This window comes from Pseudophaeobacter sp. 1A09344 (genome assembly GCF_041008745.1).
GTDB lineage: Bacteria > Pseudomonadota > Alphaproteobacteria > Rhodobacterales > Rhodobacteraceae > Phycobacter > Phycobacter gallaeciensis_A.
In genome coordinates, this window is the sequence record NZ_JAXGFS010000001.1 from 310,133 (window position 1) to 331,046 (window position 20,914).

The 20,914-nt window shown below is 61.3% G+C and carries 17 protein-coding genes and 2 tRNA genes; 10 read left to right on the forward strand and 9 right to left on the reverse strand.

Going from position 1 to position 20,914, the window contains the following annotated elements; all coding sequences use genetic code 11:
* The first annotated feature begins 63 nt into the window (after positions 1-63).
* Together upp and SM765_RS01455 are read left to right on the forward strand one after the other, a co-directional pair.
* The gene (gene upp, locus SM765_RS01450) at positions 64-696 is read left to right on the forward strand and encodes a uracil phosphoribosyltransferase (protein WP_065273288.1); all 633 of its coding nucleotides are present in this window, start codon (positions 64-66) and stop codon (positions 694-696) included.
* 150 nt (positions 697-846) lie between these two features.
* Positions 847-2,220, forward strand: coding sequence for an SPOR domain-containing protein (locus tag SM765_RS01455; protein ID WP_274836828.1), 1,374 nt, complete (start codon positions 847-849; stop codon positions 2,218-2,220).
* A 72-nt stretch (positions 2,221-2,292) separates the two neighbouring features.
* Here SM765_RS01455 and SM765_RS01460 read toward each other — a convergent pair whose 3' ends face one another.
* The 3 genes from SM765_RS01460 to SM765_RS01470 are packed head-to-tail and all read right to left on the reverse strand — an operon-like array spanning position 2,293 to position 5,396.
* A complete protein-coding gene (locus SM765_RS01460; protein ID WP_065273290.1) occupies positions 2,293-2,874 on the reverse strand; it encodes a retropepsin-like aspartic protease family protein in 582 nt (193 codons plus the stop codon).
* Positions 2,875-2,919: 45 nt separating this feature from the next.
* Positions 2,920-3,546: a MarC family protein gene (locus SM765_RS01465; protein ID WP_274836829.1), complete on the reverse strand. Its 627-nt coding sequence runs from the start codon at positions 3,544-3,546 to the stop codon at positions 2,920-2,922.
* The gene (locus tag SM765_RS01470; protein WP_274832028.1) at positions 3,543-5,396 is read right to left on the reverse strand and encodes an ABC-F family ATP-binding cassette domain-containing protein; all 1,854 of its coding nucleotides are present in this window, start codon (positions 5,394-5,396) and stop codon (positions 3,543-3,545) included. Before SM765_RS01470 ends, SM765_RS01465 begins: the two co-directional genes overlap by 4 nt.
* A 145-nt stretch (positions 5,397-5,541) precedes the next feature.
* Here SM765_RS01470 and SM765_RS01475 point away from each other — a divergent pair, with 145 nt between their 5' ends.
* Together SM765_RS01475 and ndk are read left to right on the forward strand one after the other, a co-directional pair.
* Positions 5,542-6,744 carry a multidrug effflux MFS transporter gene (locus SM765_RS01475; protein WP_274828479.1) on the forward strand — a complete coding sequence of 401 codons (1,203 nt, stop codon included), beginning with the start codon at positions 5,542-5,544 and terminating at the stop codon, positions 6,742-6,744.
* Between the two features lie 140 nt (positions 6,745-6,884).
* On the forward strand, positions 6,885-7,307 hold the full coding sequence (gene ndk, locus SM765_RS01480) for a nucleoside-diphosphate kinase (RefSeq protein ID WP_065273293.1): 423 nt from the start codon (positions 6,885-6,887) through the stop codon (positions 7,305-7,307).
* A gap of 95 nt (positions 7,308-7,402) precedes the next feature.
* On the opposite strand, the gene SM765_RS01485 is transcribed toward ndk, so the two are convergent.
* On the reverse strand, positions 7,403-7,750 hold the full coding sequence (locus SM765_RS01485) for a TfoX/Sxy family protein (protein ID WP_274828478.1): 348 nt from the start codon (positions 7,748-7,750) through the stop codon (positions 7,403-7,405).
* Between the two features lie 123 nt (positions 7,751-7,873).
* Between SM765_RS01485 and SM765_RS01490 the strand changes: the two genes are divergently transcribed.
* The gene (locus SM765_RS01490; protein WP_274836830.1) at positions 7,874-9,100 is read left to right on the forward strand and encodes a cytochrome P450; all 1,227 of its coding nucleotides are present in this window, start codon (positions 7,874-7,876) and stop codon (positions 9,098-9,100) included.
* A gap of 149 nt (positions 9,101-9,249) precedes the next feature.
* Positions 9,250-10,110, forward strand: a complete 861-nt coding sequence (locus tag SM765_RS01495) for a hypothetical protein (protein WP_274836831.1) — start codon at positions 9,250-9,252, stop codon at positions 10,108-10,110.
* 91 nt (positions 10,111-10,201) lie between these two features.
* Here SM765_RS01495 and SM765_RS01500 read toward each other — a convergent pair whose 3' ends face one another.
* A complete protein-coding gene (locus SM765_RS01500; protein ID WP_274828475.1) occupies positions 10,202-10,816 on the reverse strand; it encodes a response regulator transcription factor in 615 nt (204 codons plus the stop codon).
* A 328-nt stretch (positions 10,817-11,144) separates the two neighbouring features.
* On the opposite strand from SM765_RS01500, the gene SM765_RS01505 reads away from it, so the two are divergent.
* The 3 genes from SM765_RS01505 to SM765_RS01515 all read left to right on the forward strand — a co-directional run bounded on the left by SM765_RS01505 (position 11,145) and on the right by SM765_RS01515 (position 14,560).
* Positions 11,145-11,654, forward strand: coding sequence for a putative pterin-binding protein (locus SM765_RS01505; RefSeq protein ID WP_274836832.1), 510 nt, complete (start codon positions 11,145-11,147; stop codon positions 11,652-11,654).
* A 12-nt stretch (positions 11,655-11,666) separates the two neighbouring features.
* Positions 11,667-14,165 carry a hybrid sensor histidine kinase/response regulator gene (locus SM765_RS01510; protein ID WP_274833761.1) on the forward strand — a complete coding sequence of 833 codons (2,499 nt, stop codon included), beginning with the start codon at positions 11,667-11,669 and terminating at the stop codon, positions 14,163-14,165.
* A gap of 320 nt (positions 14,166-14,485) precedes the next feature.
* A tRNA-Asn gene (locus tag SM765_RS01515) sits at positions 14,486-14,560 on the forward strand.
* A 1,103-nt stretch (positions 14,561-15,663) separates the two neighbouring features.
* Here SM765_RS01515 and SM765_RS01520 read toward each other — a convergent pair.
* Positions 15,664-15,738 (reverse strand) — tRNA-Asn (locus SM765_RS01520).
* Between the two features lie 124 nt (positions 15,739-15,862).
* Complete coding sequence (locus tag SM765_RS01525; RefSeq protein WP_274836833.1) at positions 15,863-16,777, reverse strand: MBL fold metallo-hydrolase; 915 nt, start codon at positions 16,775-16,777, stop codon at positions 15,863-15,865.
* A gap of 89 nt (positions 16,778-16,866) precedes the next feature.
* Here SM765_RS01525 and SM765_RS01530 point away from each other — a divergent pair, with 89 nt between their 5' ends.
* Positions 16,867-18,186 (forward strand): ATP-binding protein, encoded by a 1,320-nt coding sequence (locus SM765_RS01530; protein WP_274836834.1) that lies wholly within the window; start codon positions 16,867-16,869, stop codon positions 18,184-18,186.
* A 120-nt stretch (positions 18,187-18,306) separates the two neighbouring features.
* Here SM765_RS01530 and SM765_RS01535 read toward each other — a convergent pair whose 3' ends face one another.
* Together SM765_RS01535 and SM765_RS01540 are read right to left on the reverse strand one after the other, a co-directional pair.
* Positions 18,307-19,917 carry a calcium-binding protein gene (locus SM765_RS01535; protein ID WP_274836835.1) on the reverse strand — a complete coding sequence of 537 codons (1,611 nt, stop codon included), beginning with the start codon at positions 19,915-19,917 and terminating at the stop codon, positions 18,307-18,309.
* 150 nt (positions 19,918-20,067) lie between these two features.
* Entirely contained in the window at positions 20,068-20,853 is a 786-nt protein-coding gene (locus SM765_RS01540) for an EAL domain-containing protein (protein WP_274832039.1), read from the reverse strand.
* Between the last annotated feature and the right edge of the window lie 61 nt (positions 20,854-20,914).

Consider the following 20,914-nt stretch of genomic DNA (forward strand, 5'->3'; position numbering starts at 1 on the left):
GCTTGCCTGCACCGGGCAAGGGCGCATAAGAGAGACCAAATTTATTCGCAGGAGAGTGCCGATATGTCCGAACATCTGACCGTTGTTGATCATCCGCTGGTCCAGCACAAACTGACCCTGATGCGGGACAAGGGCACATCGACTGCCGGGTTCCGGCGTCTGCTGCGCGAGATCACCCAGCTTCTGGCCTATGAGATCACTCGCGAAATGCCGCTGACCACCACCACCATCGACACCCCGATGGAGGAAATGGAAGCGCCGATCTTGGCGGGCAAGAAGCTGGCGCTGGTGTCGATCCTGCGGGCGGGCAACGGCATGCTGGATGGCGTGCTGGAACTGATCCCTTCGGCCCGGGTTGGATTTGTGGGTCTCTACCGCGACGAGGAAACCCTGCAGCCGGTGCAATATTACTTCAAGGCGCCCGAAGGTCTGAAGGATCGTCTGGTGATCGCCGTCGATCCGATGCTGGCGACCGGCAACTCCTCGGCAGCGGCCATCGACCTCTTGAAAGAGGCTGGTGCCAACAACATTCGTTTCCTTTGCCTCCTGGCCGCGCCGGAAGGCGTTGCGCGCATGAAAGAGGCGCATCCGGATGTGCCGATCGTCACTGCTTCGCTGGATCGCGAGTTGAACGAAAAAGGCTATATCATGCCCGGTCTTGGCGATGCCGGCGACCGCATGTTCGGCACCAAGTAATTCGCATTTGCTGGCTCTGGGCCCGCTGCCTGCCTTGGCAGCGGAGCCGGGGCAACAATTTGCCCGAACGCCGCCAGATTGTGCCCGGCGCCGGGTTTACTAAGATTTGGTTATCAGGCATCGTATGCCCATATGTTGTGGGGCTCTGGTATGAAGATAACAAGAATTGTCGCGCTCGCCATCATTGCAGGCACGCTGAGCGTTCAAGGCGTGGGTCAGGCCGTGGAGGCGCAGACCCTGCGGGCCTCCGGTCCCCCAGCAGAGGTGCCCCCGGCCTCTTATAAGGGTAAGCAATATGTCGACAGCCGCGGTTGTATCTATATACGCGCCGGGATCGACGGCAATGTGAACTGGGTGCCCCGCGTAACCCGCAGCCGCAAGCAATTGTGCGGCTACAAGCCTACTACCATCGCAGGGGCTGCTAAACGCCAGCCGCAGGCGAACGCGGGGCCTGAAATCATCACCCTGCCGCAGGAACAGCAGCCCGCCGCGACCGCGGTTGCAACGGCTCCCGCCAAAAAGGCGACGCCCACGTCTCGCACAACGGCTCCTGCAAGCGCCCCTGCAGTCGCCGCAACCACCAAACCGCGCCGCACTGCGCAAAGCACCAGTGCCCGCCCCACGCGGGTCACCACCGCCGCGCCCCGGCGTGTCGTGAAACCGGCTCCGGTTGTTCCGGCGCCGCAGCCTGCACCGCAGCAAGTGCGCACGGCACCAACAGCAGGCGGCTGCCCCGGAGCCTCGGCGATCAGCCAGCAGTACATCAATAAATCCGACGGTGTCCGCTGTGGCCCGCAGGCCGAAGCGCCGGTGACTTATGGCCGGGACAGGGCGGGCGATCAGAACTCGTCGCTTCAACTGGCGCCCAACACCCGTATCCTGCCGGCACATGTCTATCAGCAGCGCCGACTGAGCACGGGGCTGACGGTGCCGGAAGGCTACCGCCCAGTCTGGGAGGATGATCGTCTGAACCCCCGGCGCGCCGAGCGTACGCTGACAGCGGCCACGCCGAATGGACAGACTGCGGTGCCGCCGGGTTACGTCCGGGTGGAACGGGATGACGACCGCATGAATACAATGCGCGGCGTGCGCAGCGCTGCAGGAGATGCGCAGATGGCCGAGGTCTGGACCGATGGCCTGCCGCGTAAACTGGTGCGCAAACCGCTGGACCGGCAGACGGTCACATTGTCGGGGCGTCAGGCCCGCAGCGCCGCCGAGGCGCGCGAGCCGCTGGCATTGCGTCTGTCGACCAGGTCGGACCCCGAGGCGGGAGCGGCTGCATCTGAAGCCACACCGCGTCGCTACGTCCGTGCGGCGACCTTTGCCGATCCGGCGGCGGCGCGCGCTGCTGCGCGGGATCTGGCCCGCTGCACTGGCTTGCCGGTCCGTCTGGGCACGCTCACCCGCAAGGGCAAGACCTACAAAGTTGTTTTGGCAGGGCCTTTCACGGCCACTGGGGCAGGTGATGAAGCCCTGAACGCCGTGCGCGGCGCGGGGTATCCCAAGGCGCGGCTCAGCAAGTAAGCTCAGCAAGAAAGATGGGCGTTCAGGCTATGGGGCAGGGCGCATCTCTGCCCCGTTGCGTTGCTCCGTAACTTAACGGGTCAGCACAAGGGCGCGGTTCTGGATCTCGATCCGTGACCAGCGTTGCAGATAGCCCATGCCAAGCAGGGATTTATCCATTTCACCGGCGTTGACCCAGACCCGCACATCGCTGTCGGTGATCCCGCCTAGCGACATCTCATCCACCCAGAAAGAGGCGGTGCGCACTTCGCCATTGGCGGTCTGTGCGCGGCCCAGATAGGCCAGTTTGTCGGTGTCGATCCCGGCGCGCTCAGCGTCCGCGTGGCTCAGAACCACCTGACTGGCGCCGGTATCCACCAGGAAATTGACTGGCGTGCCGTTGACCGAGAGGGTCAGGTAGTAGTGACCATCCGGCGCCATTGGCACCTCCACCCGGCCTTGTTCGGTGATCACGCTTTGCTGTGGCATTACCGTGCTGCGGATATCGCCCCACAGACCATAGGCGGCGATCACCCCAAGGAAGATAAACGCCCAGACGGCGAGCATCTGCACCGTCTTGCCCAGAGACTGCCGGTTCTGCACGAAGACCCAGGATCCTACCGCCACCAGCAGCAGGACAAGATAAATCACCCGGGCATAGTCCATATCGGTCATCAGCGCGCCTCCTGCTTTCTGATGTAGGAAGTTCGCGCCGCGATACTAGCCTGCGGCAAAGCCAAAGGCGCGCAGACCGTCCAGAATGAACTGCACAGAAAGCGCCGCCAGTAGCATGCCCAGAAGTCGGGTCACCACATTGATCCCGGTCTTGCCCAGAAGCCGCTCCAGCACGCCGGAGACAAGGAACATCACCAGCATCACAGAAAGCACCGCCAGAACGATGCTCATCACCAGGGCAAAGCCTTCGATGCCCGGTTTCTGACCAGCGAGCAGGATCACGGTTGCAATCGAGCCGGGGCCTGCGATCAGCGGGATGGAGATGGGAAAGACGGAGGGGTCCTCGACCTCGGTCGCTTCCTCGCCCTGATGTTCGCGGCGTTTGGTGCGCCGTTCGAACAGCATGTCGAGCGCAGTGAGGAACAGCAGCGCGCCACCTGCGACACGGAAGGCGGGCATTGAGATGCCGACAAAGGCAAGAACCGCCTCTCCGAACAGGGTGAAAAGCGCGAGGATGAAGGTCGCGGTCAGCGACGCGCGAATGGCCACGCCGCGCCGCTCGGACGCGGACATGCCTTGTGTCAGCGCCAGAAAGATCGGGGTCAGGCCAATAGGATCAATAATCACGAAAAGCGTGACAAAAGAGGTGATCATAAAGGCCGTGTCGATCATAGGGCTTCGGCTTTTTCCAGTTTCTCCAGCGCCCGCATCCACAGCAGTTCGGCGCGGTCCAGCGCCTCGATGACTTCGGCGTGCTTGCCTTGCCAGACGCGGGCTTCGTCCTTCTTCTCTGCCTCGTAGAGTTCCGGGTCCGCCAGCTTGATGTCAAGCTTGTCCTTCATTGCGGTCAGTTTGCTGACGCGCTCCTCGGCTTTACGGGCCTCCGCGCGCAGCGCCAGCATGGCATCGCGCGTGGGGCGTTTCGGCTTTGGCTTGGCAGCGGCCGGTTTCGACGCAGGTTTGTCCTTTTCCAGCAGCAGCGACCGGTAAGAGGTCAGATCGCCCTCATAGGGTTTCACCGTACCTTGCGACACCAGCCACAGCCGGTCGGCCACAAGGCTCAGAAGGTGCATGTCGTGGCTGACAAGGATCACCGCCCCGGTATAGGCGGTCAGCGCTTCCACCAGCGCTTCGCGGCTTTCGATATCAAGGTGGTTGGTCGGCTCGTCGAGGATCAGAAGATGCGGCGCATCCAGTGTTGCCAGAAGCAGTGACAGGCGCGCCTTTTGCCCGCCCGACAGGCGTCCGACCTCGGTATCCGCCTGCGCGGCGCCAAGGCCAAAGCCCGCAAGGCGCGCCCGCAGTTTCGCCTGACCTTCTTCGGGGCGCTCGCGCTGCAGGTGCTGCAGCGGGGTTTCGTCGATATAAAGCTCGTCGACCTGGTGCTGGGCAAAGAAACCGATGCGCAGCTTGCTCGATTGCGTCATCTTGCCGGACATCGGTGCAAGACGGCCCGAGAGCATCTTCGACAGGGTGGATTTGCCTTCGCCGTTCTTGCCCAGCAGCGCGATCCGGTCGTCCTGATCGATGCGCAGGTCCAGTTTGCTGAGGATCACCGTGTCGCCATAGCCGACCGAAACGCCTTCGGTGGCGATGATCGGCGGCGACAGTTCTTCGGGCTCCGGGAAGGTGAAGACTGTGCGTGCTGCGTCTTCGGGCGCGCGGATGGTTTCCATCTTTTCCAGCATCTTCACGCGGCTTTGCGCCTGCTTGGCCTTGCTGGCCTTGGCCTTGAACCGGTCCACGAATGCCTGCAGGTGGGCGCGCTGCGCCTCTTGTTTCTTGGCGGCTGCCGCCTGATTGGCGCGGTTGGCGGCGCGCTGGCGGGCGAACTGGTCATAGTTGCCGCCGTAGTAGATGAGGCCGCGATCCTCCAGATGCAGGATCCCCCCGACCGAGCGGTTCAGAAGTTCGCGGTCGTGGCTGATGATGATGACCGTATGCGGGTATTTCACCAGATAGGCCTCAAGCCAGAGCGCACCTTCGAGGTCGAGATAGTTGGTCGGCTCGTCGAGCAGCAGCAGATCGGGTTCGGAGAACAAAACCGCGGCAAGCGCCACCCGCATCCGCCAGCCGCCCGAGAAATCGGCGCAGGGGCGCTGTTGCGCCTCTTCGTCAAAGCCAAGCCCCTTGAGGATGGACGCGGCGCGGGCTTCGGCGGACCAGGCGTCGATATCGGCAAGCCGGGTCTGCACCTCGGCGATGCGCCCGGGATCCGTCGCGGTCTCGGCTTCGGCCATCAGCTCGGCCCGTTCGATGTCGGCGGCCAGCACCGTGTTGATCAGCGACACGTCCGAGGCGGGTGCCTCTTGCGCTATACCGCCGATCCGCGCCCGGGACGGCAACGAAATACTGCCGCCTTCCAGCGCCAGTTCGCCCTTGATCAGGCGGAAGAGGGTGGTCTTCCCGGTGCCGTTGCGCCCCACAAGGCCAACCTTGTGGCCGGTGGGAATGGTGGCGCTGGCCCCGTCGAACAGGGGGCGGCCTTCGACCGAATAGGTGATGTCCGAAATACGTAGCATGGCCGCGCTCATAGCAGAGGGTATCGCGCCCGACCAGCGCCTTTGCACGCTGCGTCTCAACTGGGTATCAACTGGCCCATCCCCGGAGCACGTGATAGCCAAGGCGGGAATTCGTCTTTCTCCCGTTCTACGTCCGGTGACTGCCATGCGAGCTGCGCAAACGGCCCCTCATATTGCCACGCTGATCTTCGGCACTGCCCTTTCGGTGCTGTCGCTCAACATGTTCCTGCCGTCGCTGGCACGGATCGGAGAGGATTTTCAGGCCGACTATGGTCTGGTGAACCTGTCCATCGCCGGTTACCTGGCGATTTCTGCAGTATTGCAGCTGGTCATGGGGCCTTTGTCGGACCGCTTCGGACGCCGTCCGGTGGTGCTGGTGTCGCTGCTGGTCTTTGCCCTTGCCTCAATCGGCTGCGCGCTGGCGCAATCGATCTGGGTGTTCCTTGGCTTTCGCTTGCTGCAAGGGGCCGTGGTGGCGGGGCAGGTGGTCTCCCGCGCTGCGATCCGAGACATGCACAGCGCCGAAGAGGCCGCCAGCAAGATGGGCTACGTCTCCATGGCGATGGCACTGGCGCCGATGCTGGGGCCGATGCTGGGCGGCTTTCTCGAAATGGCCTTTGGCTGGCGGGCGGGATTCATCCTTTATACCGTGATGGGCCTTGCCATGCTGGCGCTGGCCTGGGGCGACTGGGGCGAGACGAACGACAACCGCTCGGCCACCTTTGGCGCCCAGATGCGGACCTATCCTGAGCTATTGGCCTCGCGCCGGTTCTGGGGGTACAGCCTTTGTGTGGCGTTTTCGGTCGGCGGGTTCTTCTCTTTCATCACCGGGGCGCCGCTGGTGGCAGCGGCCTGGTTCGACCTCAGCCCTGCCATGGTGGGGCTGGGCATCGGCATCATCACCAGCGGTTTCATGGTGGGCAATTTCATCACCGGACGGGTGGCGGGGCGGGTGTCGCTGCTGACACTGATCCTGATTGGCCGTATCAGCGCGACGCTCGGCCCGCTTGGCGGATTGTTCCTGTTCGCGCTGGGGCAGGGCTCGGTTCCGGTGTTTTTCGGCGCCGCGATCTGCGTCGGATTTGGCAACGGTCTCACTATCGCCAATGCCAGCGCCGGGCTGATGTCGGTGCGCCCGCATCTGGCGGGCAGCGCTTCAGGGTTGTCGGGGGCCTTGTCGGTGGCGCTGGGGGCGGTTCTGACCTCGCTGACCGGTGCTTTGGTGGCGCCTGAAAACGCGCCCTTCATGGTGCTGGGGATCATCCTGTGCGCCAGTATCCTGGCGCTGGCCTCGGCGCTGTATGTGCGCTGGGTCGATATACGCGAACCTTTGCCCGAAGCGGGCTGATCGCAGGCCGTGTTGACAGCGTGGATTTGAGCGCCAGGGAGCAACTCAGCCCTTCCCAAGCGAGCGCAGGCATGTTACCCGGCGCGCGATATATCCGGCGCGGGGATTTGCCCCGGCCGAACACTAATGGAGAACGCCCGATGGCACTGGAACGCACCTTTTCGATCATCAAGCCTGATGCAACCCGCCGCAACCTGACCGGCGCAATCAACGCCAAATTCGAAGAAGCAGGTCTGCGCATCGTCGCGCAAAAGCGCATCCACCTGACCAAGGAACAGGCCGGCAAGTTCTACGAAGTGCACGCCGAGCGTCCCTTCTACGACGAACTGTGCGAATTCATGTCCTCCGAGCCGATCGTGTGTCAGGTTCTGGAAGGTGAAAACGCCATCGCGAAAAACCGCGAAATCATGGGCGCCACCAACCCGGCAGACGCCGCTCCCGGCACCATCCGCGCCGAGTTCGCGGAATCGGTTGGCGAAAACTCGGTTCACGGCTCCGACGCGCCGGAAACCGCAGCGGTTGAAATCGCATACTTCTTCTCCGGTCTGGAACTGGTCGGCTAAGCCTGACTTTCCGTGACCCGGATTTCAGGGCCGCCTCGGGACACCGGGGCGGCCTTTTTCGTTCGTCTGTTTCCTTCGGAACGGGGGAGGGGCGGTTATCCCCGACGGGGAATGACGCCTATGGCGTCTAGCTCGCGCTCCAGCCGCGACAGACCGGCGGCCTCGCTCTTGGCCGTAGTGTTTTCCGCCTTGATCTGGTCGAACCGCTTGCGCAGGGCCTTTTTCTCTTCGCCCTTGCAATCGTTCCAGGGGCGCCCCTGAAGCCCCATCACCAGCACATAGTACCCGATGAAATGGGGGCGACTGCCCGCCTGCAGCAGCCGCGCATAGGCCGCATCCGCGCCAAGCTCGCGCAGCTCCTCGGCGGAGTGGATGCCTGCACGGGCAAAGGACTCTTCCGAGGCCGGGCCAAGGTTGCGGATGGATGAGATAGGCGTGGACATAGGGCGAACATATCCGGGGCGTCCGGGGCCGTCACCCTGGTTTCGCAGCGGAATTTTGCGCCGCAGCGATTGACAGTCTCAAAACGACAGCGGACGTTACGGCACGTTCTGGGAGGAGACGACGTGACACAACCGCAAACCGCACCCGACATTCTGAATTTTGATCTGGCAAACCCACCCGAGGGCTTTGTGGAGGATCCGTTTCCCTTCTACGATGCCCTGCTGGCAGAGGCGCCCATTCTGCAGCAGCCCGATGGCTCGGTGCTGATCTGCCGCCATGCGGATCTGGACCGGATCTATCGGGACACCACGTCTTTCTCCTCGGATAAGAAGGCCGCCTTTGCGCCCAAGTTCGGCGAAGGTTCACCGCTCTTTGAACATCATACCACATCGCTGGTGTTTTCCGACCCGCCGCTGCACACACGCGTGCGCAAAATCATGACCTCGGCCCTGACGCCGCGTGCCATCGGGCGGATGGAGGCGGGGCTGGTTGAGACCGTCGATCATCTGCTGGATGCCATGGAAGGGCGCGAGGAGGTAGATCTGATCGAGGATTTCGCCTCGACCATTCCGATCCAGATCATCGGCAACCTGCTGGACGTCCCGATGGAGGAACGCGGGCCGCTGCGCGATTGGTCGCTGGCGATCCTCGGGGCGCTGGAACCTGCGCTCAGCGATGAGGAGCTGAAGCTCGGGCATAAGGCGGTGGAAGAGTTCAAAGCCTATCTGACGGATCTCATCGCGCGGCGCCGTGCCCAGCCGGGCGATCCGGAAACCGACGTGCTGACCCGACTGATCCGGGGCGAGGGCGCGGATGAGCAGCTGAGCGAGATCGAGCTGATCCAGAACTGTATTTTCATCCTCAACGCAGGGCATGAGACCACCACCAACCTGATCGGCAATGGTCTGGCGCTGCTGAATGATCACCCGGACCAGCGCGCGCGGCTGCAGGCGGAGCCGGAACTGATCAAACCGGCGGTGGAGGAGATGTTGCGGATGCGCTCTCCGAACCAGCTGGGCAACCGGGAAACCACGCGGATGGTGGAAATCGGCGGGCTTGAGATCCCGCGGGGCACCAACCTGCATCTGGTGATCGGCGCCGCCAACCGTGACCCGGAGGTGTTCGACCACCCCGAGCGCTTCGATATCTCGCGCAAGCCGAACCGGCATCTGGCCTTTGCCGGTGGCCCGCATGTCTGCGTCGGGCTGACTCTGGCGCGGCTGGAAGGCAAGATCGCTATTGAACGCTTCCTCAGTCGCTTTCCGAATTACCATCTGCTGCCGGGGCGGGTCGCCGGCGGTCGGATGCGGTTTCGGGGCTATGCGCATCTGCCTGCCTCCTTAGGCTGACCGCCGCCAGGCCTAGCGCTGCCCGCATGGGGTGCGCCTTTGCGCGCGACCTATCCTTTTGGGCGCGCTGCGCAGCCCCATGGATAGGCGCTTTTTGTATGAAGTTTCTGTAAACCTGTCGGCATCAGTTTACTCCGGCGAGGGTTGTTATGATTTATCCAGTGGTGATGGCAGGGCAGGCAAATTCTGTGGTTCCGGCAGGGGAAGAGCGCGTTCCGGCGCATTTCTTCGCGGAAGCGATGATCGAAAGCCGGTTCCAATCGGTTATCCGCTGTCTGGATCATCCGATGTTTGCCGCTCCGACGGTGGTCACCTGCGAAGCCAATCAAGGTCTGGCAGTGCAGCAGATGTGCGCGGTGGGCGTAAAGGGCTCCCTGCTGATCGAGCCGGGGCTGTCGAAATCCGCTGCGGCTCTGGCGGCCGTTGCGCTGCGGTTCCGCGATGCGCCGGATGCGCTGTTGCTGATCATGCCTGCCAGCCATTCCTGCGCCTCCGAAGGCCGTTTGCTTCAGACGCTGGAGGCGGCACTGCCTGCGGCCAAACAGGGCGGTATCGTGGCGGTGGCAACCCGTGATCACGGGCCTTATGGTCGTCTCAGAACTTTGTCGCGGCGCCGGGGACAGGAGCCGATGCAGGCATTGTATAGCGCCGGAGTGGGGGGTGATGAGGCCGATCCTGATGTCCTGTGGAATTCCGGCATCTATCTGGTGCGGGCGGGCAGTCTCCTAGCAGCATTCAAACGCCATGCCCCGCGTATCCTTCATGCCACCAAGGCCGCCGTTGCCGGTATCGCGCAAACCGAGATCGTTCGTCGGCTTGTGCCCGATGCCTATGGCAAGGTGAAACAGGAAAGCTTTGAGGCTGCGATTCTGGGACGGGTGGAGATCGTCGACAGCGTGCAACTGGACCACAACCGGTCGATCTGGGAGGACTGGATCCAGGACATGGCGAATGAAAAGGCCGAAGCCGGTGCGGCCCGCCGACGTGCGAAACGGCAGAGGGCGGCCTGATCAAGAGGCCGCACGGCCGGAGAGGAGGAATGCCGCCTCTTGCCAAAGAACACCTGAATGCGACCGGTGCGGCGCAGTCTGCGGGCGTGGTTCAGAAAAGACCGGCTTCCTTGGCGGTCAGGGCAGCTTGGGTGCGGTTCTTGGCGTCCAGCTTGCGGCAGAGGGTGCGCACATGCAGTTTGATGGTGACCTCTTGCAAGTCCAACTCGCGGGCGATTTCCTTGTTCGACAGGCCGCGGCAAAGGCCGTTCAGGACTTCCAGCTCCCGTGGGCTCAGCCGTTCGGCCAGGGGGTGCGTATTTGCGCTCTCTTCCGCGCGCATCAACTCGACCGGAGCATAGATTTCCCCCGCGCTCATGAAGCGGACCGCGTTCAAAAGCGACTGCGCGCCCATGGTCTTGGGAATGAACCCGATGGCCCCGGCATCGAGCGCCGCCCGGGCAGTATTGGCCGGAGCGCTGCCGGAGAGGATCGCAACGCCCTTGCCGCCATTGGCCGCAAGCGCCTCAGCCAGGCCATCCAGTCCTGTCATTCCGGGCATCTGGTAGTCCAGCAACACCAGGTCAAACGGGCCTTCCGCGGAAATCAGCTCCATCGCGCCCGGCAGATCGGTGGCAAGCAACACCTCTGCGCCCCCCTCGGATTTGAGGTAGGCGGAAATGGTCTCGCGAACCATGTCATGATCATCTGCCAAAAGAATACGCATAGAATTCCTAGAGTCTGTTAGCGACAGCGAAGGTCAATCAAAGTCGACACCTACACGACAAGGGTTTCATAAGTATCAATCCCCGGCTGGACGTGTCTTCCCTCTTGCAGACAATAGTGCCCCGGGCCGGTTTTCAATAAAACATTTAGAAAGATAACTGAATTAAGCTGGAGAAGGACAGCTGAAAAGGTTGGGTTTTAATAACCCATCCGGCAGGCGTCCTATCCTTTGGGATAGGCGCATATCCCGAGGCGTTGGTGCCAGAGGGGGCACAATCTGTCAGTGTCCGACGCGGTGAAATTGGGTATTTTCAAAAAGGAGTGTTGTGATGATCCGCTGGATGAATGTTTTGGGCGCGCTGGTTCTGGCGCTGGGGGTAGGCCTGATGCTCGGGCTTGGGGCGTCGGCGCAGGCCGCCAGCGACGACACCGTGCTGCTGACGGTTCAGATCGAAGGGGATGATGCCTCGACGACGACCTTCACCCGCGATCAGCTAATGTCGCTGGGCCAGACCTCCTTTGAAACGGAAACCATCTGGACCTCTGGCACGCAGGCCTTCACCGGCGTATCGCTGAAGGATCTCATGGCCCATCTCGGGGTGACCTCTGGTGTCCTGCAAGCGCGGGCGATCAACGATTACATGGTCGAGGTGCCTCTGTCCGATGCGATCGAAGGGGGGCCGATCATCGCCTATGAACGCAATGGCAAGACCATGTCGGTCCGCTCCAAGGGGCCTTTGTGGATCGTTTACCCTTACGATAGCAATCCCTCGTATAAAACCGAAGCGATCTACTCCAGAAGCATCTGGCAGCTGGAGGGGATCAACGTCCAACGGTAAAGGTGTGGCCCGGTGACCAAAGAAACGGACTGGCGATTTCCACTAGCGTCGCGCTGGGTTCTGGTCGCGGCCCTGATCGTTCTGCCTTTGCTGGTGGTACAGTCCGTGCGCCTGGGTCAACAGGTTCTCCTCAGGCTCGAGGGTCTATCGACGGCCGCGACGGACAACATGCAATGGGTCATGTCGCAGGCCGAGGTCGAGCATCTGAAACTGGATGCAGCAGCCGGTGCAGCGCGGCAGGCAAAGGACCTGCCCCTGCTGCGCCGTCGCTTTGACATTTATTACAGCCGCATTGCGACCTTTCAGGAAAGCCCGCTGTTTCAGGAGCTGCGCGACAACGAGGCGGGCAGCAAGTTACTGTCCGATCTCAGTGCGCGACTGGACCGTTTGGCTGATCTGATCGATGTCAGCGACGAGCAGTTGATTGAAAATATCTCTCAGGTCCGTTCGGAACTGAATCAGAACGGCGACAAGGTGCGTGAACTTGCCCTGTTCGGGGTGGTGATGCAGGTCGAGGGAACCGAGGCCAAGCGCCTGCAGCTGTTCGATATCCTCTACCAGTTGGGTTGGGTCATTCTGGCGTTATTTGCGGCCATTGCGATCACCGCGCTAATGCTGGCGCAGATGTACCGGCGCGGGCGCCAGCTGGCCGAAGAGCGCAGCCGCGCCGCAGCGCAGATGGAGGCAATGATTTCCTCCTCTCTCGACGCCATTCTGGTGGTCGACACCGAAGGCCGTATTCAGGCGTTCAACGGCGCGGCCGAAACGATTTTTGGCTACAACAGCGCCGAAGTCATCGGGCAGAAGATGCAGGAGCTGATCATTCCGATGCACCTGCGCGAAGCGCATGCCCGGGGCATGGCGCGTTTCCTCAATACCGGCCAGACCAAAGTGATCGGCGCCGGCCGGGTCCAGCTCGAAGGGTTGCGCAAGTCCGGTGAAATTTTTCCGGTCGAACTCTCGGTCTCGCTCAGCCAGTCGGGGCAGGATATGGTCTTTGTCAGCTTCATGCGTGACATTTCGGACCGGATGCAAGCCGAAGAAGAGTTGCGCACCGCCCGCGATGATGCCCTTGCAGGTGAACGTGCCAAGGCCAATCTGCTCACCGTCATGAGCCACGAAATGCGCACCCCTCTGACCGGGGTGCTGGGGGCGATCGACCTTCTGGAAGACACCGATCCCTCGGGCGAACAGATGCGCTATCTCCAGGCAATGCGAGTGTCGGGAGAGCTTCTGCTGCATCATGTGAACGACGTGTTGCAGCTGTCGCGGCTCGAAGCAGGGGTGGACCCGGAAAAGATTCGTGTCTTCGACCTCAGGGAACTGGCCGAAGGTCTGATCGAAAGCCAGCAGGCCACCGCAAAGAGCCGGGGAATCGATCTGTCGCTGCATTGCAGCCTTGGCCCGTCCTCGGTGGTGGCAGGGCGACCCCGCGCCATTCAGCAAGCGCTTCTCAACCTGATCGCAAATGCTGTGAAATTCACCAATGAAGGCGCCGTTTCCGTCGATATCCAGCGCCTGCCGGAGACGGATGTGGTGGACTTCCATGTCGCCGATACCGGCCCCGGTATCCCGCAGGAGGATCTGCAGCGCATCTTTGAAGAGTTCACCATGCTCGATTCCAGCTATCGGCGCGGCAATGAGGGCACCGGGCTTGGCCTGGCGATCACCCGCCGTATCGTGCAGGCGATGGATGGTGAAATCACCTGCGAAAGCGAACTTGGCGAAGGCAGCCTGTTCTCGATGTCGCTGCCGCTGCCGGTGGCCAGCGCGCCCATGGTCAAGGCCGAGGCGCAATCGGATCAGGAACAGGAGACTAGTGCCGTCCTGATCGTCGAAGACAATGACATCAATCGCCTGCTCTTGGAGAAGATGCTGATCCAGCAGGGCCAACGGGTGACCACGGCCGCAGGCGGGCTGGAGGCGGTCAACTGCGCCGAAGCGGGCAGTTTCGATCTGATCCTGATGGATATCAGCATGCCAGAGGTGGACGGGATCGAGGCAATTCGCCGGATCCGCGCGCGGAAACTGGCGGAAGGCACCGACATCGTAGCCCTTACAGCGCATGCCGCCGCCGAAGATCATGCCCGCATTCTGGACGCGGGATTCGCCGAGGTCATCACCAAGCCGATCAGCAAACAGGAACTTGCCGATGTGATCGCTCGTCGGGCAGGGCGAACCCCGGTGCTGCCGGAGGTTAATCAGGACGAAAACATCGTGCAGTTCTTCGATGCGCTTGGCCCGGAACGCGCCCGCGGCTTCCTCGCGACGTATTGCGAGGACGTGGAGCGGCTGAAGGCAGCTTTGGCCGAGGCCGAGGAGCTGACGACAGAGCTGCGCCAGGAGGCACACCGCCTGGCGGGATCGGCAGCGGTCCTGGGCCTGACCCGGTTCCGCGAGCTGATGCTGGAGATCGAACACGCAGAAGGCTGCGACATCACCCAGACCGAACTGCTCGATGAGATCTGGTGCGAGGCCGAGAGCTTTTTGTCCGTCCATATGTGCGCCTGAAGTCGGCGCTCCGCGGCACAGGCTCTCCGTGCTGTTGACCAATAACGGGGGAGGGGGGCTGGCTACGGCGCCGAGCCGGACAACGTGGCAATCCGGTCGGGCTTTTGGGCCGCCTTGGTGCCGAAGACGCGTGGACAGAGGTTGGTTCCACAGGGGCCTATCAAGGTGACAGGGGGTGTCGGCGCGGAGACGAAAGAGGGCTTAAGACCAATATGTTAGGCTGAAAGCGCGCTCTGACTTTAGGGGCTGAAAAAAACTGCAGCTTGGAGAGAATTTTCTCTGGACGCGGCAGAGCGGAGATTCTATACCACGCCTCACATTCCGGCGTAGCTCAGCGGTAGAGCAGTTGACTGTTAATCAATTGGTCGTAGGTTCGATCCCTACCGCCGGAGCCATAAAAAGCCCTCAGGTCGTGCAGACCTGAGGGCTTTTTTGGTGTCGGAGAGTTTGACGCCATAGCTCCATCCTTTTGATGAAAGCCTGCGCTTAGGGGGAGGCACTGCACCTTCCTTGAGGGTGGCCAAGCAACCTGAGTTACCAACTGATTACCTCTGGCGTCTGGACTTCCAAATGCACAGATAATTTTTTTCCTCTTTGTTGGAAATCAAAACGTCTGTCTTTGGGTTTGAGCTCAAAAAGCATGGCGCAAGGGCAGTGCCCCACTGCACTCTCTTTCACATCTCAGAGGACGGCAAGGAACACAAAAAGCTGTCGTATTGAATGGACAAATTGATAGCCTCAAAGGCCACATCCACGGACACAGGGTTCGGACCGCAGAACGCGGACGTGGCGCTTCGCCAATCTGACCTCTAGCGCTTAACTGGAGACCAGAATGCAACTTAGAAGGCCAGCAGGTTCAAAAAAGGAGGGGAGTGCACCTCTTGCGCAGATACCCCCGCATCCAATAGCACTCCAGATTCTGGAACCAAAAAAGCCCTCAGGTCGTGCAGACCTGAGGGCTTTTTTGGTGTCGGAGAGTTTGACGCCATAGCTCCATCCTTTTGATGAAAGCCTGCGCTTAGGGGGAGGCACTGCACCTTCCTTGAGGGTGGCCAAGCAACCTGAGTTACCAACTGATTACCTCTGGCGTCTGGACTTCCAAATGCACAGATAATTTTTTTCCTCTTTGTTGGAAATCAAAACGTCTGTCTTTGGGTTTGAGCTCAAAAAGCATGGCGCAAGGGCAGTGCCCCACTGCACTCTCTTTCACATCTCAGAGGACGGCAAGGAACACAAAAAGCTGTCGTATTGAATGGACAAATTGATAGCCTCAAAGGCCACATCCACGGACACAGGGTTCGGACCGCAGAACGCGGACGTGGCGCTTCGCCAATCTGACCTCTAGCGCTTAACTGGAGACCAGAATGCAACTTAGAAGGCCAGCAGGTTCAAAAAAGGAGGGGAGTGCACCTCTTGCGCAGATACCCCCGCATCCAATAGCACTCCAGATTCTGGAACCAAAAAAGCCCTTAGGTCGTAAAGACCTAAGGGCTTTTTATGGCTCCGGCGGTAGGGATCGAACCTACGACCAATTGATTAACAGTCAACTGCTCTACCGCTGAGCTACGCCGGAACGGTCCGCGCCGTATAGCGGCCCTGCGTGGGGGCGTCCAGAGGGAGAGGCGAAAAAAATGCAAATAACATCGGATCGCACAATCCGGGACCGAGAACCGCTCTGGGGCAGGGGCGTCCAGGGATCAGCCCAGCAGCCTGAATTCTGCGGTTGCGCTCAGGTCACCGACCGGGGCTACGCGGGATTTTCCCATTAGGTCAATGAGATGGGCCAGAACGTTGCGCTCGGCAGCGAGCAATAGGGCCGTCGGGGTTTCGGTATAGATCCGGGCGGCCAGATCGCCCGGGCGGGCCGGGCCGGAGCGCAGCGCATCGATGATGGCGGCTTCGCGGGCTTCGCGGTGGGCGATCAGCCAGTCGAGACGTCCGGCAGGGTCCGTGATCGGGGCGCCGTGGCCGGGATAGAAGATCCGCCAGTCGCGGGCGCGCAGCTTGCGGCAGGAAGCCATGAAGTCGGTCAGATCGCCATCGGGCGGCGAGACCAGCGAACTGGCCCAGCCCATCACGTGATCAGCGGTGAAACAGGCATCCCCAAAAGCCAGCGCGATGTGGTTGCCCAGATGCCCGGGCGTGTGCAGCACCTCAAGGTTCCAGCCCTCGCCGGAGATCATATCGCCATCTGCCACCGTGATGTCAGGCGTAAACTCGGTGTCGATGCCTTCGCCGCCGCCTGTCATGCCCTGCGCGACCAGTTGCTGCATCGCCGGGCTCCGGCCTGCGCTGGCCGGGCCAAAACCATAGACCGGCGCGCCGGTACGCTGGCTGAGCTCGTCGGCAAGGGGCGAATGATCTACATGGGCATGGGTGACGATGATATGGCCGATACGCTGATCAGGGCCCACTGCGGCCAAAATCGCTTCCAGATGATCTGGCAGCACCGGACCTGGGTCGATCACCGCCAGATCCCGGGTTCCCATCAGATAGGTGTTGGTGCCGCGATAGGTCATTGGCGAGGGGTTCGGGGCCAGAATGCGGCGCACACCCGATTGCAGCTCTTCGGCACGACCGGGGGCGGGATTGAAATCGTCTGGAGCCTGCATTCGGGTATCCGTTCCTTTTGTTGCTGGCGCGCGGGCAAAAGCCTGCCGGGTGCCTTCACAGCCATGGGGCGACCCTGTAGGCTTAGCGCATGTTCTTGCAAAGGCTCAAACAATATTCTCCACGGAGCCTTTATGGCCGGGCGGCGCTGATCCTGATCGTGCCTATCGTGTCGATGCAGCTTGTGGTCTCCATCGTCTTTATCAAACGGGATCTGGAGGATGTGACCACCCAGATGACGGCCACGGTGATGCAGCAGATCGCATTGCTGCAACAGCAGGGCGCAGGCGCGGAAAGCCAACAGGACATGCTGGTGCGGATTGCTCCGTTCCTGCAGCCTCTGCAGATGGGGGCACGGTTCCTTGAGGAGGGTGAACCTGACCCGCAGGATCTAGTGGGGTGGTACGAATTCTCTGGCCGCGTTGTCCGGGACAAGTTGCAGCAGGATCTGCCGGGTTTTGTCGCGGCGCAGTTTCCCGATAACCGCGAGGTCAAGGTGTTCCTGGATACCGACCTTGGCAGGATGGAACTGCGGGTGGACAGGCGGCGGTTGACGGCGGCAGCGCCGCATCAGCTGATCGTAACGATGGTTTTCTTCGGCCTTTTCATGGCTTTGATTTCTTTCATCTACCTGCGCAATCAGCTGCGCCCGATCAAGCGGCTTGCGGATGCGGCGCAGGCCTTTGGCCGGGGACGGATGATCCCTTATTCGCCGCGTGGCGCGACAGAGGTACGGGCCGCTGGCAGCGCCTTCGTGGATATGCGCGCCCGGATCGAGCGGCAGATCGAGCAGCGGACCCTGATGCTGTCGGGGGTGAGCCACGATCTGCGCACGCCGCTGACACGGCTGAAGTTGGGGCTGGCGATGTTGGACGAAGAGGAAGCGGAACCGCTGTTGCGTGATGTCGATGAAATGCAGGCGCTGCTGGATGCCTTTCTGGATTTCTCCCGCGGTGCGTCAACAGGCGAGCCTGAACCGGTGGACCCGATGCAAATGGCGCATGCCATCGTCGAGGATTGGCAGCGGCAAGGCAAGGATGTGATGCTGGGAGAGCTGAGCGGGTCTGGCACCGTGATGCTACGCCAGCAATCGATACGCCGGGCGGTGGAAAATCTGGTCTCGAACGCGGTACGATATGGCAGCCGGGCGCGGGTCTCTGTGACTTTGACGGAAAAATCCCTGCGCATCCGAGTCGAGGATGACGGTCCCGGTATCGACCCCGCGCAGCGCGGTGATGCGATACGTCCCTTTACCCGGCTGGATGCTGCGCGCAATCAGAACCTTGGAACCGGGGTTGGACTGGGGCTTGCCATCGTTGTGGATGTGGCGCGGGCGCATGGCGGCACGCTGCGCCTGACCGAAAGCGCCGAACTGGGCGGGTTGCAGGCCGATATCGTGATCGCACGCTGAGGAATTGCAGCTATACCCTGAGGGGCCGCGATACGGTTGAAAGGGCAGGGCGCCTGCTGGTCAATGTCAGAATAGTCGGGCCTGCGCGATGCAGGCCCGGTGGAAAATCCGATTACACGATCAGAAGATGAAATCGCCCACACCTAGGTCGGCCATATCGACGTCCAGCAGCGTGATCGAATTGCCGTTGCCATCCTGAATGAGCACGTCGTCGCCTTCCTGGCTCATGTGATTGTTGCGCAGATCCCGCATGCCGGTGATGCTTTCCACCCCGCTCAGATCAATGTCCTCACCGTTGCGTGTGGCGTTGAAATCGCGGATCTTGTCATTGCCAAAGTTGCCGGAGAACACGAAGACATCCAGACCACGACCACCGGTCAGAATATCGTTGCCGCCCTGACCGTCCAGGATGTCGGCATCACTGCCACCGAACAGCCGGTCACGGGCGCCGCCGCCCAGCAGTTTGTCGTCGCCGTCGCCGCCGAACAGCTTGTCCCGACCGGTGCCGCCCAGAAGCTTGTCGTTGCCGGTGTCTCCGTCCAGCGTGTCGCGGCCAGCACCGCCCTTCAGGGTATCGCGTCTGCCGAGGCCGGAAATTTCATCGTCGCCCGCAAGGCCCAAAATGCGGTCTTTTCCATCGGTGCCGACCAGAACGTCGTCGCCCGCGGTTGGGGTGTTGCTCAGCTCGCTGACAAAGCTCTCTGAGGCGAGGAAACCCTGGTCGATCCCGGCACCACGAATTTCCGCAATATCACCGACAAAGATCGTGTCTTCTGAGTAATCTGCACTGCTGCCTACCGGGACGGTGACGTTCACATAGGTCTGGCCTGCCTCCAGCGTGAAGGCGGCGTCGAAACTGTTGACCGTCTTAGAGTAATCCGCGTCCACTGCGGTGACAGAGACGGTTCCCGTGATATCGCTTTCGGGGGCCTCGGCGATATCAACGCGCAGGGTAACCATTGTGGAGCCACCGCTTTCGGTAGCGGAAATCGTGCCGAGGCTGGCCAGGTTGGTCGGTGCGGCGTCCGTATAGCTGCTGATCGTATAGGCGCCGGAGTAGCCGAAATAGGTCCAGGCAGCGAGGTAGTAGGTGCCGGAAAGCTCTGGCGAGAAGGTCTTCACTGATCCGTCCCAGGCGCTGGCGCCGCCGGACACACCGTCGACCGGCTCTCCATCCGCGTCAAGGATTTCCAGCCAGCCGCCGGACGTGGCCCCAAAAGGCGAGTCGGCCTGCGCCATGGAGAATCCGTAATCCATTCCGCCAATCGCGTGGAAGGCATAGTAGTCGGTCTCTCCGGTGCGGTCGCTGCCATTGATGACGCCCGTTATGCTGGATCCGATCTCAAGGGTTGGCGCGCCGCTCATGCCGCCTGCGTCCTCGTCCTCCAGATAATCCGCAGGAAGGCCCTGCATGGTGACGGTGTAGCTGCCGCTGCCAGTGACGCGGATGTTATAATAGTCCGAGGGGTGCTCGGCCGTGTAGGTCATGGTGTTGCCGTCGATTGTTGCCCCGGCATCGGTGCCGTCATCCAGCATCTCAAAGAAAACTCCGTCGCCCTCCAGGGTAAACGTGTAGGGCTGATCATAGGCCAGTGAGACCCGGATCAGATCGCCCGCATCGGTGCCGCCTACGGTACCGCTGACGCTGTGACCGGGTTGGATGTCTGCGACGTTGGTCTGAGTGTAGTCAAAATCGTTGGTCCAGTCGCCGTCTTCGGTCAGTTGATACATGGGAAACCTCCTTCACCGTGCCCGTAAATACAGCGCAATTTTAAGGCCGGGCGTACGCGTGGAACGTGACCAGGATCAAATAGGAGCGGGCGGAGGTGGGAGAATTCGCTCAAAAAGTGGATGACTTTACGGTAACTTGTGGCGTGTGCCTCAGCGTAGCACGCTTTGCTCCATGGACAGGCTGCTGTGGACAGGCCATTGCGGCGCAGGGAGGGACTCAAATCCCGGCTTGGCGAACAGATACCCCTGCATCAGGTCCACACCCAGATCATATAGCGCATCGTATTCGCCCTGGGTTTCAATCCCTTCGCAGACGATCAGGATACCCATTTCCTCAAGCATCCTGATGGTGTTGCGAACAATCGTCTGTTTCGCCGATGAGACATCGATATTGCGGATCAGCCCGGCGTCCAGTTTCACCACATCCGGCTGGAACATCGTCAGCAGTTTCAGGCCGGAATAGCCGGCGCCGAAATCATCGATGGAGGTCTTGAAGCCAAGGCGGCGATAGGTGGTCAGGATTTCGATCAGCTTGTCCGTGTTCACCCGTTCGGTTTCGGTGAACTCAAACATGATCTGGTCCACCGGAAATCCGGTGCGTTTGGCCGTCTCAAGCGTCAGCCGGATGCAGGCCTTTGGATCGTAAACCGCATTGGGCAGGAAGTTCATCGACAGGAGCGCGCCAGTTTCCGCAAGGTTCAGCTTTGCTGCCAGTTCGATCGAGGTGGTGCGGCACTTCTGGTCAAAGGCGTAAAGCGTATCAGAAGTGACATGCGAGAACACTTCGCGCGGACCAGCGCCGTCCTTGCCGCGCAGCAGCGCCTCGTAGGCAAAGATCTTTTCCGCGCCAAGGGCGACCATTGGCTGGAACGCCATGGTGATGGGCAGGTCGAACTTTGCGCCATTCCGGCAGGCCTGACATTTTTCCTGTTTCACCGCTGCACCTCCTGAGGATCCGTCGGCCAGCTGTGTAACCTGTCTTCCTAAAGAAAGGTTT

What these genes read in the sequence shown, in the direction of transcription:
- upp (WP_065273288.1), top strand. Translation starts at nt 64, where the DNA reads ATGTCCGAACATCTGACCGTTGTTGATCATCCGCTGGTCCAGCACAAA.
- SM765_RS01455 (WP_274836828.1), top strand. Translation starts at nt 847, where the DNA reads ATGAAGATAACAAGAATTGTCGCGCTCGCCATCATTGCAGGCACGCTG.
- SM765_RS01460 (WP_065273290.1), bottom strand. Translation starts at nt 2,874, where the DNA reads ATGACCGATATGGACTATGCCCGGGTGATTTATCTTGTCCTGCTGCTG.
- SM765_RS01465 (WP_274836829.1), bottom strand. Translation starts at nt 3,546, where the DNA reads ATGATCGACACGGCCTTTATGATCACCTCTTTTGTCACGCTTTTCGTG.
- SM765_RS01470 (WP_274832028.1), bottom strand. Translation starts at nt 5,396, where the DNA reads ATGCTACGTATTTCGGACATCACCTATTCGGTCGAAGGCCGCCCCCTG.
- SM765_RS01475 (WP_274828479.1), top strand. Translation starts at nt 5,542, where the DNA reads ATGCGAGCTGCGCAAACGGCCCCTCATATTGCCACGCTGATCTTCGGC.
- ndk (WP_065273293.1), top strand. Translation starts at nt 6,885, where the DNA reads ATGGCACTGGAACGCACCTTTTCGATCATCAAGCCTGATGCAACCCGC.
- SM765_RS01485 (WP_274828478.1), bottom strand. Translation starts at nt 7,750, where the DNA reads ATGTCCACGCCTATCTCATCCATCCGCAACCTTGGCCCGGCCTCGGAA.
- SM765_RS01495 (WP_274836831.1), top strand. Translation starts at nt 9,250, where the DNA reads ATGATTTATCCAGTGGTGATGGCAGGGCAGGCAAATTCTGTGGTTCCG.
- SM765_RS01500 (WP_274828475.1), bottom strand. Translation starts at nt 10,816, where the DNA reads ATGCGTATTCTTTTGGCAGATGATCATGACATGGTTCGCGAGACCATT.
- SM765_RS01505 (WP_274836832.1), top strand. Translation starts at nt 11,145, where the DNA reads ATGATCCGCTGGATGAATGTTTTGGGCGCGCTGGTTCTGGCGCTGGGG.
- SM765_RS01525 (WP_274836833.1), bottom strand. Translation starts at nt 16,777, where the DNA reads ATGCAGGCTCCAGACGATTTCAATCCCGCCCCCGGTCGTGCCGAAGAG.
- SM765_RS01530 (WP_274836834.1), top strand. Translation starts at nt 16,867, where the DNA reads ATGTTCTTGCAAAGGCTCAAACAATATTCTCCACGGAGCCTTTATGGC.
- SM765_RS01535 (WP_274836835.1), bottom strand. Translation starts at nt 19,917, where the DNA reads ATGTATCAACTGACCGAAGACGGCGACTGGACCAACGATTTTGACTAC.